The 15,703-nt window shown below is 34.2% G+C and carries 19 protein-coding genes; 7 read left to right on the forward strand and 12 right to left on the reverse strand.

Annotated elements, in window-relative coordinates; all coding sequences use genetic code 11:
- Positions 1 to 32: 32 nt before the first annotated feature.
- Positions 33 to 776, forward strand: coding sequence for a tetratricopeptide repeat protein (locus ACEN2K_RS01775; RefSeq protein WP_441757593.1), 744 nt, complete (start codon positions 33 to 35; stop codon positions 774 to 776).
- Positions 777 to 782: 6 nt separating this feature from the next.
- Here the strand turns inward: ACEN2K_RS01775 and ACEN2K_RS01780 are convergent, their stop codons facing one another.
- Positions 783 to 1,379: a CvpA family protein gene (locus ACEN2K_RS01780; protein WP_441757594.1), complete on the reverse strand. Its 597-nt coding sequence runs from the start codon at positions 1,377 to 1,379 to the stop codon at positions 783 to 785.
- Between the two features lie 78 nt (positions 1,380 to 1,457).
- Here ACEN2K_RS01780 and ACEN2K_RS01785 point away from each other — a divergent pair, with 78 nt between their 5' ends.
- The 3 genes from ACEN2K_RS01785 (at position 1,458) to ACEN2K_RS01795 (ending at position 3,376) form a co-directional block, all read left to right on the forward strand.
- A complete protein-coding gene (locus tag ACEN2K_RS01785) occupies positions 1,458 to 1,814 on the forward strand; it encodes a hypothetical protein (protein ID WP_441757595.1) in 357 nt (118 codons plus the stop codon).
- Between the two features lie 88 nt (positions 1,815 to 1,902).
- The gene (pheS, locus tag ACEN2K_RS01790; RefSeq protein ID WP_441757940.1) at positions 1,903 to 2,922 is read left to right on the forward strand and encodes a phenylalanine--tRNA ligase subunit alpha; all 1,020 of its coding nucleotides are present in this window, start codon (positions 1,903 to 1,905) and stop codon (positions 2,920 to 2,922) included.
- 46 nt (positions 2,923 to 2,968) lie between these two features.
- A complete protein-coding gene (locus ACEN2K_RS01795; protein ID WP_441757596.1) occupies positions 2,969 to 3,376 on the forward strand; it encodes a hypothetical protein in 408 nt (135 codons plus the stop codon).
- Between the two features lie 107 nt (positions 3,377 to 3,483).
- Here ACEN2K_RS01795 and ACEN2K_RS01800 read toward each other — a convergent pair whose 3' ends face one another.
- The 4 genes from ACEN2K_RS01800 to ACEN2K_RS01815 all read right to left on the reverse strand — a co-directional run bounded on the left by ACEN2K_RS01800 (position 3,484) and on the right by ACEN2K_RS01815 (position 7,498).
- Positions 3,484 to 4,245: a DUF6503 family protein gene (locus tag ACEN2K_RS01800; RefSeq protein WP_441757597.1), complete on the reverse strand. Its 762-nt coding sequence runs from the start codon at positions 4,243 to 4,245 to the stop codon at positions 3,484 to 3,486.
- A gap of 31 nt (positions 4,246 to 4,276) precedes the next feature.
- Positions 4,277 to 5,272: an NAD(P)H-dependent glycerol-3-phosphate dehydrogenase gene (locus tag ACEN2K_RS01805; protein ID WP_441757598.1), complete on the reverse strand. Its 996-nt coding sequence runs from the start codon at positions 5,270 to 5,272 to the stop codon at positions 4,277 to 4,279.
- Positions 5,273 to 5,568: 296 nt separating this feature from the next.
- On the reverse strand, positions 5,569 to 6,726 hold the full coding sequence (locus ACEN2K_RS01810; RefSeq protein WP_441757599.1) for an iron-containing alcohol dehydrogenase: 1,158 nt from the start codon (positions 6,724 to 6,726) through the stop codon (positions 5,569 to 5,571).
- A 1-nt stretch (position 6,727) separates the two neighbouring features.
- A complete protein-coding gene (locus ACEN2K_RS01815; protein ID WP_441757600.1) occupies positions 6,728 to 7,498 on the reverse strand; it encodes a type 1 glutamine amidotransferase domain-containing protein in 771 nt (256 codons plus the stop codon).
- A gap of 87 nt (positions 7,499 to 7,585) precedes the next feature.
- Between ACEN2K_RS01815 and ACEN2K_RS01820 the strand changes: the two genes are divergently transcribed.
- Positions 7,586 to 8,482: a LysR family transcriptional regulator gene (locus ACEN2K_RS01820; protein WP_441757601.1), complete on the forward strand. Its 897-nt coding sequence runs from the start codon at positions 7,586 to 7,588 to the stop codon at positions 8,480 to 8,482.
- On the opposite strand, the gene nadD is transcribed toward ACEN2K_RS01820, so the two are convergent.
- The 5 genes from nadD to ACEN2K_RS01845 all read right to left on the reverse strand — a co-directional run bounded on the left by nadD (position 8,483) and on the right by ACEN2K_RS01845 (position 11,985).
- Entirely contained in the window at positions 8,483 to 9,064 is a 582-nt protein-coding gene (gene nadD, locus ACEN2K_RS01825) for a nicotinate (nicotinamide) nucleotide adenylyltransferase (RefSeq protein ID WP_441757602.1), read from the reverse strand.
- 63 nt (positions 9,065 to 9,127) lie between these two features.
- The gene (gene gmk / locus ACEN2K_RS01830; RefSeq protein ID WP_441757603.1) at positions 9,128 to 9,700 is read right to left on the reverse strand and encodes a guanylate kinase; all 573 of its coding nucleotides are present in this window, start codon (positions 9,698 to 9,700) and stop codon (positions 9,128 to 9,130) included.
- Between the two features lie 103 nt (positions 9,701 to 9,803).
- On the reverse strand, positions 9,804 to 10,664 hold the full coding sequence (locus ACEN2K_RS01835; RefSeq protein ID WP_441757604.1) for a YicC/YloC family endoribonuclease: 861 nt from the start codon (positions 10,662 to 10,664) through the stop codon (positions 9,804 to 9,806).
- Between the two features lie 78 nt (positions 10,665 to 10,742).
- Positions 10,743 to 11,636: a DMT family transporter gene (locus ACEN2K_RS01840; RefSeq protein WP_441757605.1), complete on the reverse strand. Its 894-nt coding sequence runs from the start codon at positions 11,634 to 11,636 to the stop codon at positions 10,743 to 10,745.
- Entirely contained in the window at positions 11,629 to 11,985 is a 357-nt protein-coding gene (locus ACEN2K_RS01845; protein WP_441757606.1) for an arsenate reductase family protein, read from the reverse strand. The genes ACEN2K_RS01840 and ACEN2K_RS01845 overlap by 8 nt, the downstream gene beginning before the upstream one ends.
- A gap of 77 nt (positions 11,986 to 12,062) precedes the next feature.
- On the opposite strand from ACEN2K_RS01845, the gene ACEN2K_RS01850 reads away from it, so the two are divergent.
- Positions 12,063 to 12,518, forward strand: a complete 456-nt coding sequence (locus ACEN2K_RS01850; protein ID WP_441757607.1) for a DinB family protein — start codon at positions 12,063 to 12,065, stop codon at positions 12,516 to 12,518.
- A gap of 178 nt (positions 12,519 to 12,696) precedes the next feature.
- Here the strand turns inward: ACEN2K_RS01850 and ACEN2K_RS01855 are convergent, their stop codons facing one another.
- A complete protein-coding gene (locus ACEN2K_RS01855; protein WP_441757608.1) occupies positions 12,697 to 13,440 on the reverse strand; it encodes a DUF3298 and DUF4163 domain-containing protein in 744 nt (247 codons plus the stop codon).
- Positions 13,441 to 13,544: 104 nt separating this feature from the next.
- Between ACEN2K_RS01855 and ACEN2K_RS01860 the strand changes: the two genes are divergently transcribed.
- A complete protein-coding gene (locus ACEN2K_RS01860) occupies positions 13,545 to 14,687 on the forward strand; it encodes a cystathionine gamma-synthase (protein WP_441757609.1) in 1,143 nt (380 codons plus the stop codon).
- 101 nt (positions 14,688 to 14,788) lie between these two features.
- Here the strand turns inward: ACEN2K_RS01860 and ACEN2K_RS01865 are convergent, their stop codons facing one another.
- Positions 14,789 to 15,592, reverse strand: a complete 804-nt coding sequence (locus ACEN2K_RS01865; RefSeq protein ID WP_441757610.1) for a THC0290_0291 family protein — start codon at positions 15,590 to 15,592, stop codon at positions 14,789 to 14,791.
- Positions 15,593 to 15,703: the final 111 nt, after the last annotated feature.

The raw sequence follows: 15,703 nt of genomic DNA on the forward strand, positions 1-15,703 counted from the left end.
CAAACTGTTCGTTGACAATTGATACACAAACAATGAAAAACATACTTTATATACTATTACTAACAACTCAGGTTTTCTTTGCTCAAACGGGTTTTGAAACTGGAAATGAGTTGTATAAAAATGGCAAATACGAGGAAGCAATCACTGCGTATACAGCAATTTTAAAAGCCCATAAACAGTCTGCTGAATTGTATTTTAATTTAGGAAACTGCTATTATAAATTAAATAAAGTAGCTCCTGCTATCTATAATTATGAGAAGGCCTTAGTATTAAAACCAAACGATGCGCAAACTCAAAACAATTTGCGTTTTGCCCAAAAAAGAACAGTCGATGAAATCAAAGTTATCCCAAAAGTAGGTTTTGCTAAATTACTTAGGGACTTTACGGCTATCTATCATTACAATATTTGGGGCATGATCTCAGTGGGTTTTTCGGTCTTATTCTTGTTATCTTTCCTCGGATATTATTTTTCTCAAAAGACTGCTTTGAAACGTATTTTTTTCTTCGGTATGTTTGTGATGTTAGTCATGTTGCTTATTAGTGTTGCGGCAGCTATTTTCGAAAAAAGCCATGACCAAAATGAAAGACCAGCCATTGTGTTTGCGGAGCAGGCAGAAGTAAAAAATGAACCTCAAAGATTAGGTGCAGCTATTTTTGTACTGCATGAAGGAACAAAAGTTTTTGTAGAGGAAACGGTTGATAATTGGACAAAAATTCAATTAACAGATGGAACGGAAGGATGGATAGAAAAAACGGCCATTTTAGAAGTGAAGTAATATAAGTTATTCCGAACGTGGAATTTCTTCACTTTTGTTTTTATCTTCAATCTGCCTTTCTTTAAGGTCATTATACCAGTTTTCTAAAGACGGATAGATAAACTGAGCAGTCTTCTTGATCGGATGGTATAAAATAGAGTTGTCTAAAGTTTCTTCTTTAACCAATATATTATTGAAGTTTATTTTTTGAAAAAGAGTAAACAATACGCTCAGTATCAATACAGCTTTTAAGACACTAAAGGCAGCGCCAGCTAGCTTATTAATGATTCCTAAGAATGCAAAATCCATTATTCCAGTTAAAACTTTGGCTAAAAGTTGGATTGCTAATACAATCAGAATAAAAGTTAACGCAAAGGCGATAATCTCAATGTACTTAGGGGACCATGAGACATGGTTAGAAAGCAATTCTTTTACGAAATACGAAAACTTAATCGCGACATAAATACCCAAAACTAGTGATAGCAAAGAGGCAAGCTCTACAAAAAGTCCGTTTTTAAGTCCTTTATACAGAGCAAAAATTAAAAATACACTTAAAACAATATCTAAAAAGCCCATAAATACTAACATTTGATTGATCAGGAACAAATATAAAAGAATTCTCAAACATCCATTGTCAAATTTCTAGTTGTTATCTTTGCAAACTAATTTCGGTTACAATTGATACCGTACATTGCAAATCACATGTCAAGAGATACACAACTTAAAGAACGCTGGGAACAGCTGGTTACGATACTTTCCGATCAATTTTCACAAGGTGAAGATCTAGATTTAGATTCGATTATCTATTTAATAGGAGTTCAAGAATTGGGAAAGGTGCACAATGAATATAAAAAAGACGAAAAATTAAATTTAATGCATATCGCAATATGCCGTTTATTAGAGCCGTATGGGTTTTATGAATTTGAATTTTTTGATGTAGATGGCTGGCCTCATTATAAAGTAAAGGAAGAACTACCTCCATTAAAGGCTGGAGAACAGTCGGTACTAATGAAAGAAGCGATTGTCAATTATTTTTTGGAACGAGAAGTAATTGAATGATATTTATGTCAAAGTCGACAAACTTTAACTTTAAACAGTAAACTTGGAACAAATTCCTTAAATTTGCACTCTCAATTATTGGATGAAAATGATAGACAAGATAAAAGAATATATAGGGGAAGCACAAGCTTTTGCTACTGAGGATAAATCAGAATTAGAAGCGTTTAGAATCAAATTCTTAGGAAGTAAAGGGCTTTTGAAAGAGTTTTTTGCGGAGTTTAAAAACGTGCCTAATGCTGAAAAAAAGGAGTTTGGGCAAGTGATTAATTTGCTTAAAACTTCGGCTGAAGAAAAGGTAAAAAGCATACAAGAGTCTTTAGAAAGTAAAGAAGAAATAAAAGGAGTTTATGGTGATTTAACGCGTTCTTCTGAGCCAGTAATCATCGGGTCTCGTCATCCCATTTCCATCGTAAAAAATCAGATTATTGATATTTTCTCAAACATTGGATTCAATGTGTCTGAAGGTCCAGAAATTGAAGATGACTGGCATAACTTTACCGCATTAAACTTGCCAGAATACCATCCGGCACGTGATATGCAGGATACTTTTTTTATTCAAACTGATCCAGATATCTTATTACGTACGCACACTTCATCGGTGCAAGTGCGTTATATGGAAAATAATAAACCACCTATACGTACGATATCGCCAGGGCGTGTTTTTAGAAATGAGGCAATTTCGTCTCGTTCTCACTGTATTTTCCATCAGGTTGAGGGACTTTATATTGATAAAGACGTGTCATTTGCCGACTTAAAACAAACCTTATTGTATTTTACCAAGGAGATGTTTGGTAAGTCAAAAATTCGTTTGCGTCCTTCGTATTTCCCATTTACAGAGCCTAGTGCTGAGATTGATATTTATTGGGGACTAAAAACAGAAACCGACTATAGAATTACAAAAGGTACAGGTTGGTTAGAAATTGGTGGATGCGGAATGGTAGATCCAAATGTTTTGAAAAACTGTGGGATTAATCCTGAAGAATATAATGGTTTTGCATTTGGTATGGGAGTAGAGCGTATAGCGATGTTGCTTTATCAAATTGGTGATATCCGTATGTTTTATGAAAATGATGTTCGTTTCTTAGAGCAATTTAAGTCAAGCATATAAACAGGGTCTTAAACATTAGGTTATAGGCTTTATACATTATACTATTATGAAAAAAGACATTATAATTCCCGTTGTAGAAAATGTTTTCCTAGCAGCAGTTCAGGAATGGAGTGATGATTTTATGGAGAAAGTGTGGTATGCTTACTTGGTAAACGATAGTGACTTTCTTATAGATAGTGTTATGGTTGTTTCTAAAGCTTTTGGTACAATTGATGGGGAAATGAAAAAAACATCGTTGTTGCGCCATGCTTTTGTGCAAATTCCAGCTGTTTCGGTCGTAAAGTTAGAGATGATTGAAAAAAGTGTTTTAGATTTAAATAATGAGTTTATGGTCACATTTTTTATTGGAGATAAATTACATGATAAAAAATTTGTTTTCAAAGCACAGTCCATTAATGAAAAAGAAGTAGAAGAAGTTCCTATCTTATTTGTTGATGGGGTTATTGTTAGATAAGCATTTCAAAAAACATAAAAAGGGAGATAACAAGTTTACAGTAAGCTTGTTATCTTCCTTTTTTATTATGTTCATGGCAGCAATTTGCCGTTTTTTTAAAGTAGTTTCTATTTTGCTTCTAATTTGCTCACCTTAGTTAAGGTGTCAGTAGCTAGATAATTTCCGCCTTGATTTAAATACCATGCTCTTGTTTTTGGAATTTTAATGCCTGAGAAAATTTCTTCATCAGTAAGAACAATGTATTCACCATCTTTTTTAGCCTCATCATGGTAAAATTGGTAGATTTTCAAAGCATATGTTTTGGGATCAAAATAAAAGAACCAAGAGTCCTTACCTATACCTTCTTCATATTTTACTCTCAAAACTAAATATTCTTGACCTAAAAAAACTTTTCTTTCTACCTCTGGATTAATAATTGCTCCAGGATCATTTAGTTTCATTGGCAATCCATAAAGATAAGTGTAATAATTTTGCATGAAGCGAGCTCTCGCTTCGGTTAAATTATAGGTCTTGATTTCTTCTTCTGTAAAATCAGTTATACCATCTAACTGCAGCACAATCTTGTCATTTATTATTGTATAGGCTACAGTTTTACCATTCTTAGCAGTGCTAAGTTTGAAAAATTGTTTTGCTAAATCAATACTTACGTCACTCAGCCTTTCTTTACCGTCAGCAGATTGCATGCTTATAGCAAGCGTCCCTTTAAATTGATCCCAATTGCCTTTTGGATCATGGTACTGAATGGCTTTTTTTAATAATTGTTGTCCTGTTATTTCCTGAGCATAGCTTTTGGAAAACACACAAAAACATAAAATAAAGATTTTTATAAGAATAGTACCTGCTTTTTTATGGTAAAAAGAATGTTTCATATCTTTATTTTTATGGTTTGATAAGGACTAATTAATCAAGCTTCTCTGTTAATGCTTTAAAGATAGTTTTAGCATCCTTGCCTTCATATAAGATTTCGTATACAGCATCAATAATTGGCGTTTTAGCACCATAACCCTGATTTAACTTGTAGGCACTGTTAGTCGCATAATAACCTTCAGAAACCATGCTCATTTCCATCATGGCACTTTTTACGGTATACCCTTTCCCAATCATGTTACCAAACATTCTGTTTCTCGAGAAAACAGAATAACCGGTTACTAATAAGTCACCTAAATAGGCTGAATCATTAATATTTCTTTTCATTTTATGGACCTTCTTAATGAATTTCTTCATTTCGCGTATTCCATTACTCATTAACACCGACTGAAAATTATCTCCGTATCCTAAACCATGCGCTATACCAGCTGCGATGGCATAAATGTTTTTAAGCATGGCAGCATACTCTGTACCTATAATATCATCGGTAATTTTAGTTTTGATATAATTACCAGATAAATTGTCAGCTACAATTTTAGCTTTATCGGCATCACCACAAGCGATAGTAAGATATGATAAACGCTCTAATGCCACTTCTTCAGCATGGCAGGGTCCTGTAATCACACCAATGTTGTAATAAGGAATGTCATACGTAAAGTGGAAATGTTCTCCTACAATCATGCTAGTTTCAGGAACGATCCCTTTAATGGCTGAGAATATGACTTTGTCTTTTAAAGAAACGGTAAGTTTTTCTAATTCGGCTCCAACAAATGCAGATGGAATGGCAAAAATAAGATAATCAGCATAGGCCACTGCTTCATTGATATCGCTAGTTAGTAATAACTTTTTGGTATCAAATTCTACTGCACTTAAATAATTAGGATTGTGTTTGAATTTTTTAATATGGTCAATGGCTGATTCGTTACGCATATACCAAGAAACCTCATTGAGATTTACACATAACATTTTTGTAATCGCAGTTGCCCAGCTTCCACCACCTATAACTGCGAATTTTATATTTTCGGTCATTTTTTTCTTAAATTTAGTCAAAAGTACTTAAAATTGGATTAATTCAGCAATAAAATATTGCAGCAAATACTTGCATTAAACCAATATTTGCCTCCAATAATTAAAAATAAATCAAAATATTTTATAATTAGCCACAATAAAATAATTTTATTAACGTTATAACTTCTTATAAATTAAGTTTTTAATAAATATATGAAAATTGAGTTAGTTAATTTTGTTTTAGTGTTATGAAAAAGGCGTCCTGAATTTAATCCAGAACGCCTTTTTATTATTTAATCAGTATAGCTATCTCAGTGTTAATAACTCATTTCTACAATAGATTTTACTTTATCTAATGTGATGTTTTGTTTTTCTCCAAGTCCTTTCCAGCCTCTTTCATCAAAACGATTGACAATAAAATCGGCTGTATTACTATACTCCTTTGTATAATCAGATAATTTAGTATCCATTCCCATTTTGTGGAAGAATTCAACTGTTTTGTTAATTGCTTCATTAGCAATTTCATCTTCAGTTCCTTCTAAATTGAAAATGCGTTTACCGTATTGTGCTAATTTTCCTTTTTTAGTTTCGAACATAACCTTGTATAAACTTGGTGCAATAACTGCTAATGTTCTAGCATGGTCAATTCCGTACATTGCTGTTAATTCATGACCTATCATGTGGGTAGCCCAATCACTAGGAACTCCTTTTTGGATTAATCCATTCAAAGCCATGGTGCAAGACCACATAAAGTTAGAGGCTAATGCATAATCTTTAGGGTTTTCAACTACTTGTGGTCCTACTTCAATTAAGGTTTGTAAGATCCCTTCGGCAATACGATCTTGCAAGTATCCTTCATGAGGGTACGTTAAATATTGTTCCATTACATGCGTGTAAGCATCAACAACACCATTTTGTAATTGTCTTTTTGGTAAAGACTGGATAACTGTTGGATCACATATAGAGAATTTAGGGAACAAAGCTGATCCTCCAAACGCTAATTTCTCTTTTGTAGATTCAATGGTAACCACGGCTCCTGAGTTCATCTCACTTCCTGTTGCAGGCAAAGTTAAAACGGTTCCAAATGGTATCGCATTTTCTTTAATAAGCAAACGCTTTTGTAGGATATCCATAGGATTACCTTCAAAATTGACAGCAGCCGAAATAAATTTCACACCATCAATTACAGATCCACCACCCACAGCAAGAATAAAATCTATATTTTGTTCTTTGATAATTGCCACTGCTTTCATCAAGGTTTCAAAATGTGGATTAGGTTCTATTCCACTAAATTCTACGACCTCATGATCTTTAAGATTAGCAATCACTTGTTCGTGAATTCCGTTTTTAAAGATACTTCCACCACCGTAGGCTAATAAAATTTTAGCCCCCTTAGGTACAAGTTCTCCCAGTTTTTCTATTTGTCCTTTTCCAAATACTAAATTGGTAGGGTTGTATAATTCGAAGTTTAACATATTATTTTTTTGAATTTAATTGTTCTAATAATTTCTCTGCAACTAATTTTGAAGAGGCAGGATTTTGTCCTGTGATTAATAATCCATCTTCAACCGCATAAGGCTGCCAATCACCAATTTTAGAATAAATTGCACCATTTGCTTGTAAAGCGTCTTCTAATAAAAATGGCACCACGTTAGTCAAACCTACCGCTTCTTCCTCAGTGTTTGAAAAACCGGTAACTTTTTTACCTTTTACTAAATACTCACCATTAACTTTAACATTTTTTAATACTGCAGGTGAGTGACAAACAAAGGCAACAGGCTTATTGTTCGTGTAAAAAGAGGCAATTAATGCACTAGATTTATCACTGCTAGCTAAATCCCATAATGGACCGTGACCTCCTGGGTAAAAAACCGCATCATAATCTGCTTCTTTAACGTCAGCTAGCCTATGGGTGCTTTTTAATTTGGCTTGCAAAGCAGTGTCTTTGTCAAATCGTTTTGTGTCTTCTGTTGCTGCAGATGGATCTGCACTTTTTGGATCAATAGGTGGTTGACCTCCTAGTGGAGTTGCAATTTCTATAATTACTCCTTTGTCAGCTAACTCATAATAAGGGGCTACAAATTCTTCTATCCAAAATCCTGTTTTTTCTCCTGTGTCTCCTAGTTTATCGTGACTAGTAAGAACGAATAATACTTTTTTCATCTTATTTTTTTTATTTTTTTGTGCCGTTGCTGTAAAACAACCCACTGTTAATACTATTAAAGCAAATACTGCTACTTTTCTCATTTTTCAATTTTGTTTGAACAAATTTACGGCGAATTAGCTATCAGTAAAAATAATTTAAATTATGTTTGTGATAAATATATTTATATCATGGTTAATCTCGAGTGGTACAGAACGTTTAAATCAGTCTACAAAAATGGTAATTTCTCTTTGGCTGCTAAAGAGTTATTTATAAGTCAGCCAGCGGTTAGTCAGCAGATAGCGATGTTGGAAGCACATGTAGGTTACCAACTTTTTAATCGAAAATCAAAAGGTGTGGATCCAACAGAATATGCTAAGTTACTGAATAACTTAATTATAGAAGCGCTTGATCGTTTGGAAAATGTAGAAAATGGATTTAGAGCCAAAGCCTTTAATGCAAATAGGTTAATCACTGTTGGGGTTTCGAAACATTTTTTTAGCAGTTTAGGGAGCTTGCTTATTTCAAAATTTGACTTCGTTGACTTTAGTTTTCATGAAAATAAAATATTGTTCGAATTAGTCAATGATAAAAAGATAGATTTTGCGATTGTCTCACAACAATATGAAACCTTTGACACGGTGTGTTCAAAAGTAGGGGAGGTAAAGCAAATTATTGTAGGTTCAAAATCGATTAAGACCAAGGCATTCAAATCCTATTTAAAAGAAAATGACTTTGAGACAGCAGAACAATGGTTAAATGAACAAAAATGGTACAGTCATGATGCTGGAATACCCCATGTAAAATTATTTTGGTTGCATGTTTTTGATAAAAAAAGACCTACTATTATCCCCAACTTTATTATTCCTTCCGAATTTGAGATGCTGACGGCATTAGTTCAACATGAAGGAATTGCTTTAACTTGGAATTGTAATGCACACACTTTCTTAAAGTCTGGTAGTTTAATAGAGGTTTGGGACAGTTCTAAAATGCCTGTTACAAATCTATTCTTGTTGTCAGCTAAGAACGATCATTTTGATACTGCTTTTCATGAAATTGAAGCAGAATTAAAAAAGAATTTAAAATAGCTATTTTTTGTAAAAATTATTGTGATCGATGTATTCCCAAACTTTGGCAGGCAAAAGCGGTTGCACGTTTTTTCCTTCTTTAATATTATTGCGAATAAAAGTAGACGATATTTCGACTATAGGAGCGTCAATTATGTGTATTTTGTGATGACTTTTTAATTCTAAATTTTCAGCTTCAGAAGAGATTCTTGGGTACACATAAATATCATGATTTTTTAAAATCACTTCATAATTTTTCCATTTGTGTAATGATTTTAAATTGTCTTCTCCCATGATTAAAGAGAATCGATGATTAGGAAATTTCTCTTCTAAGTGGACTAATGTATTAACGGTATAATTAGGCTGCGAAAGTTTGAACTCAATATCGGAAGGTTTGAGTTTTGGAAAATCTTCGGTGGCAAGATGAACCATTTGTAAACGATGGTAATCATCTAATAACGTCGCTTTTTTTTTGTGAGGGTTGTGTGGTGTTACCACCATCCAAACCTGATCCAAGTCAGCATTTTCAGCCATGTGATTGGCAATAATGAGATGGCCAACATGTATGGGATTAAAAGTTCCAAAATAAAGTCCGATTTTCATAATCTAGGTTTTAGGTTACAGGTATTGGGCGTATTTTACAAATTACAGCCCCGTCTCTGTATACTATTTTACAAAATCTTTTACTAACTGATAGGCTTCGTCTAAAGCAATTGCTAAATCATAGTTTTTTATTACTACATCAAATTGTGGTGCAGTTGCTAATTCTACTGATGCCTTGGCAATACGCATATTGATCTTATCTTCGCTTTCGGTAGAACGCTTTTTAAGTCTGATTTTTAATTCATCGATACTTGGTGGTTTCACAAAAACAGCTAGAGTCTCTTCAGGAAATTTTGATTTGATACGCAAGCCACCTGCTACATCAATATCAAAAATAACATTTTTACCTTTAGCCCAGATGCGGTCGATTTCACTTTTTAAAGTTCCGTAAAAATTATCTCTGTATACTTCTTCCCACTCTAAAAAATCTTCATTTTTTATGTGCTTCTTAAATTCTTCGGTAGAAATAAAATAATAATCCGTACCATTTATTTCTTCTCCTCTTGGTTCTCTTGAAGCAGCCGAGATAGAGAATTCTAAATTTAGTTCTGGCTTGCTTAATAAATGCTTAACGATAGTAGTTTTTCCAGATCCTGACGGTGCCGAAAAAACAATTAACTTTCCTCCTTTGCTCATTGTTGTGTTTTTTTATGCGGTCCCACAATTGTTTTAGCAATTGCAGGTTTAATTTAGTAGTGACACCTAAAAATTAGACGCGATAAATCGCGTCTTTGTGGTCTTATAATACGTTTAAAACTTGTTCTTTTATTTTCTCTAACTCGTCTTTCATTTGAACAACCAGTTTTTGCATTTGAGCATGATTCGATTTTGAACCCATGGTGTTGATTTCACGACCCATTTCTTGGGTGATAAAGCCTAGTTTTCTACCGTTTGCCTCACTACCATTAATGGTTTCTAAAAAATAATCCAAGTGATTAGTTAAACGCACTTTTTCTTCAGTAATGTCTAATTTTTCTAGATAGTAAATTAATTCTTGTTCAAAACGATTTTCATCAACATTTACTTTTAGCTCAGCAATAGCCGTTTGTAAACGTTCTTTTATTGCAGCTACACGTTCGGGATCCAGTGCTAATGCTTCTGTCATGTACTGACGAATATTGGCTATGCGCAATTGAAATTCTCTTTCAAGTGACATGCCTTCGTCTTTTCTAAAAGTCAATATGTTTTGTAATGCTTCTTCGATAACTGTCTGAATTTGAATCCAGTCATTTTCGTCAATTTCATCACGTTCAATTTTTAAAGCATCTGGCATTCTTACAGCCATCTTCATCAATTCCGTTTCATCTGCAGCAGCATAAACTTCTCTAAGTTGCGTGATGTATGCTTTAACAATAGGCACATTAACTTTAGTAGTTGTTTGCTCAGCGGTACTTTCGATAAAAATAGAAAAATCTACTTTTCCTCTTTCTAGCCTTGAAGCAATTTGAGTGCGCAATCCCAATTCCATTTCGCGGTATAAAGAAGGCATTCTTACGTTTAGGTCTAAACCTTTACTATTTAAAGATTTTACCTCTACAGTAATTTTTTTGTTAGGTAATTGTAAAGTGGCTTTACCAAAACCAGTCATTGATTGTATCATATATTTTTCTAAAAAGAGCTCAAAGATAAGCAAAAGCCACTTAAACCCCAAAGGGAGAATTTAGTACGCTTTTTAAAGTTATTTATTAGCGAGTTTAGGATTTGAGGTCACCATATACACCCCTATAAATATTAAAATTGCAGATAGTATTTTAACTAAACTCAAGTCATCTTTGCCTAAACTAATCGCAAAAACTGTGGCAAAGAACGGTTGTAGGTATATAAAAACGGCTACAGTTGTGGGTTTTAACTGTTTCATCGTTAGTAAATTAAGCAGGTAGGTCAGGAAAGTAGAGATGACAACCACAAAACTTATTTTCCAAATAATAGCAGTGGGAACTGCATTCCAGTTTACAACCTCAATTTGGCTCCAGCCAAAAGGTAATACCATCAAAAAACCAAATGAATAAATCCATTTTACAAAGGTAAAGGCATTGTATTTGTCCATTAACTTCTTTACTAATATCAAGTAAAAACCATAAGAAATGGCGTTGACTAGCACTAAAACATTTCCTAAACTGGCATTAGTTGCACTTCCTATCGATTTACCATATAGGATAAGAGAACCGGTTCCAAGAAGTCCTAAAAGAATTCCGATAACCATCCGTTTTTGCATGCGCTCTTTCATTATAATTGCCGAAAGTGTCAGTACAATCATAGGTGTGGTTACCATAATTACAGAGGCCGATATAGGAGAGGTAAGGCTTAAACCTTTAAAAAATGTAAGCATGTTAAAAGCCACTCCAAAGAAAGCAGCAGCAACGATTCTAGGAAAATCGTTTAGCGCTATTTTTTCCTTGGGCATAAACAACCATGCTAACCAAAACAATACCATCGAGCCACTTACTCGCAGCAAAATAAAGCCGTACGCATCTACGTATAAAGGCATAACATCTTTAGCAATAGTAAAGGTGAGTCCGTAAATAATAGAAACGATAGTAGCGCCTAGTAAGGCAATACTTCTTTTAGACATTATTTAATGCTTTCATAACCTGTAACATGTTTTGTTGTGTTCCACCCACATAGACTTTATTATCAATCATGAAAACAGGACGGCTTAAAAAGGTATAATGCTCCAAAAGATATTTTTTATAATCATCCTCAGTCAACGATTTATCTTTAAGATTCATTGATTTATAGAGTTGTGCTTTTTTACTAAACAATGCTTCATAGCTTCCTGATGCTTGGTACATTTCCTCAAGTTCTTCAGCAGTTAAAGCTGTTTGTTTAATGTCTCTAAAAACCAGATTATTGTCTTTTGGTAATGTTTTTATGATCTTTCTACAAGTATCACAAGAAGCGATGTAATATATTTTATTCATGATAAATGGCGTTTTCTTTGTGCAAAGAAAATTCATTTCACACGGAAAATGATTATTTTTATCAAAAAATATATAAAATGAACACCACATTAGCTGTAACTCGAACAAGCAGAAAAATGCTTTCGCAACTTTTAAAAGGATATACATTAGAGCAACTCAATAAAATTCCAGATGGATACAACAATAATTTAATTTGGAATATCGCTCACATAGTCGTGGTGCAGCAAATGCTTGTTTACAAATTGTCTGGATTATCCATGTTTATTAGTGATGATTTAGTCGAGAAATATAAAAAAGGAACTAAACCCGTACAAGACGCAACACAGGAGGAGGTAGATTTAGTTTATTCCTTGTTGGCAAGTACTATTGACCAGACAGAAGCTGATGTTGATAAAGGGTTGTTTACCAATTATCAAGAATACCCTACTTCTACAGGCTTTGTGCTAAAAGATGTAAAAGATGCGATGGTTTTTAATCAATTCCATGAAGGAATCCATATAGGCGTAATTCTTAGTTTAAGAAAATTCGTTTAAAAAAAAGAATATTATTAAGGAGCTAATCCCGCTATACGTTACAACCTCACTCACAAAACAGCATTTTTTTAATACCTAACAGGAGCTTCCGCTGGTCGCTCTATTAGGTAAAAAAAAATAGCTGTTTTATTTCTTTAGGGTTTTCACTGCTATCGGGGCTACAACTGCTTCCAGGGAATTACTTTAATAAAAGATACTCTTTGATTTCGTCATAAGGCAATAACAATTCTTTTGGTCCATCAGCATAAGATGCTATTTCATAACGGTTGTAGTATAGAAGTAGTCCGTCATTGGTATAAAAAATGTTTAATGGAAGTTGGAATTGATCCTCTTCAAACATAAATTTAGTAGCATTGATGGAATGATTTACTGGAATTTTAAATTTGCTTCTGAATTTTATTTCGGCGAAAGCCTTAAAAGCATTTTGATCTTTAAACAAGTGGGCATTGTCAATTGATTGCCCTGTTTTAGGGTCAAATAGCAGGGAGCGGAGACCTTGATAACCATGCGCTCCTCCTGTATAAGTATAATGGTTAATTTCAATATTTAAGATACTGTCTGATTGGTAAATGACACTTCCTTCAATTTTAGCCTCCCAACCAAATTCATCTTTTGGAAATTCTGTTTTTAATTTTTCATAGGATCCTATGAATGCACTTAAAAGCCCATCATAATCCTTAGAGGTATAGGGCTTCTCTCCAAAATAGACTATCTCTTTTAAAACGGAAAATACTTTTGAGTTGATACTATCCATCACCACAGCTGCTCCCTGAGCCACGGGAATACTGACTGTAATTTCAGGACAGTCGTCGTTGCAAGCTAAGCCGGATTTCTTATTGTAGGTTTGATTTTCAAAAGACAACTCTTTTTGGCAACCCATTAATAAAAAGAATAATCCCATTAAATAGATACTATGTTTCATCGCAAAAAAAGTGTTAATTAAATACAAAGGTATCAACTTGTGGCTAGCTAAGAATAAATTAAAAGGTAAATTTGTAAAACCATTCAGATAAATTCTAACTATTTATGAAATTCAATACTAAAACAATACACGGCGGGCAGCATCATGATCCAAGTACAGGGGCAGTAATGGTACCCGTGTTTCAGACTACTACATTTGCTCAAACCAGTCCAGGGAAACCTATTGGTGACTATGAGTATAGTAGATCAGCAAACCCCACGCGTACTGCTTTAGAAGATGCTTTAGCGAGTATAGAAAATGGCGTTAAAGGACTGGCTTTTTCTTCAGGTTTAGCAGCAACTGATTGTTTGCTACGGTCTTTAAAAGCAGGTGACGAAGTGATTGCCATGGATGATTTATATGGCGGTACCTACAGAATGTTTACTAAGATTTATAAAGACTCTGGAATTAAATTCCATTTTATAGATATGAATGACATGGAGGGATTCCAGGCAGTAATTAATGAAAACACAAAAATAGTTTGGGTTGAGACGCCTACAAATCCTTTAATGAAACTGGCCGACATCGAGGCAATTGCCAAAATAACGCAGGCTAAAAAGATACTATTAGCCGTTGATAACACTTTTGCTACACCTTATTTGCAAAATCCCCTAGACCTTGGGGCAGATGTGGTTATGCATTCTGCAACTAAATATTTAGCAGGACATTCAGATGTTGTAGCGGGAGCATTGGTGGTAAAAGACAAGGCATTAGGGGAACAATTGCACTTTCAGCAATTTGCGACCGGTGCTACTCTTGGACCCATGGATAGTTTTTTAGTACTCAGAGGAATCAAGACATTGCACCTGCGAGTACAAAGACATTGTGAAAATGGAGAGAAAGTTGCTGAATTTTTGAACAATCACCCAAAGGTGAAAACGGTTTTTTACCCTGGTTTAGTAGAGCACCCTTTTCATGAGATTGCAAAAAAACAAATGAAAGCTTTTGGAGGAATGGTTTCTTTTTCTTTTACCTCGGAGAAAAAGGAGGATGCAGTTGATTTCTTGGAAAAAATAAAATTATTCACTTTAGCAGAATCTTTAGGAGGAGTAGAATCTTTAGCAAACCTTCCGGCCTTGATGACTCACGCTTCTATTCCAGAAGCTAAAAGAAAAGAAACTGGAATCACTGATGATTTAGTGCGTTTAAGCGTTGGTATTGAAGATATCGATGACTTAATTGAAGACTTAAAACAAGCATTAGCATAGCTTATATTATATTTTCTCTCTTTTTAAGATGTTTGTGGAGAGAATAAAAAACCCCAATTCTGATTTTTAGAATTGGGGTTTTTGATTATAATAGGGATGAACTATTGTAAGTAGTAAATGTAGCCAACATTAAACCATACTAGCCAGTCATTAGCTTTGTTTTCTTTATAAATATCCGGATTTGGATTTAAACCATCCACCCAGTTAGAGAAAAAATACTGGAATCGGAGGTCAACCATCAAATCGCGCAGCGGACTAAGTTTGTATCGTGTTCCTACACTCGAAACAACTGACCAGACGGTACCTCCTTCATTAGAAAACCCGTAAGGTCTGCCATCAGATGGTGTTAAATATTTAGGAAAAGTAGTGAGTGGTGTTCCTAAAGGGCCTAAAGTAGAATAAGCCTTTGGGTTGTAGTAGCTAAACTGGCCACCTAAACTAATAAAAGGTCCTAGACTTCCCGTTGTTGCTGTAAATCTTCTAATACTCAATGGGAAATATTCTAGCTGCATACCTATATTCGTTACTGCTGTGCTCCCTTTCATGGCACGCAGTTGGTCAGCGCCAAGGCCAGTGCGCTCTGGAGCAACCCATTCACCAAGGTGCTCTAAGTTTGTTTTGTTGTACGAAAGCTCGCTTCTAAGTTTAAAATGATCATTAAAGTAGGTGTCAGCAGTGTAGCAATTACAATCCGCCTTGTAAGAAAAGTTGATGTAATGTATGATTCCTATTCCTACTCCTGTATTTCCAGCATTTGTGCTTAAATCATATCGTTCTCCATAGTCTGACTGGAAAGCTACAGGCCCTGCTATAATTCCCACTTCATGTGAAAAACCAAACTGTGCATTTGTAGTATTTGATAGACCAAATAAAAAAAGCAAAATTAGAGAAAAGGGTTTGAGCATTTTTAGAAAATTTCAAGTCTGGACAAATATATAAAAAACATCATTCAACCCTTGAAATAAAAATAAAAAATAAGTAATTAAATGTCGGTTTGTCTAAGAAAAACACAACGT

This window comes from Flavobacterium sp. W21_SRS_FM3 (genome assembly GCF_052113625.1).
Lineage (GTDB): Bacteria > Bacteroidota > Bacteroidia > Flavobacteriales > Flavobacteriaceae > Flavobacterium.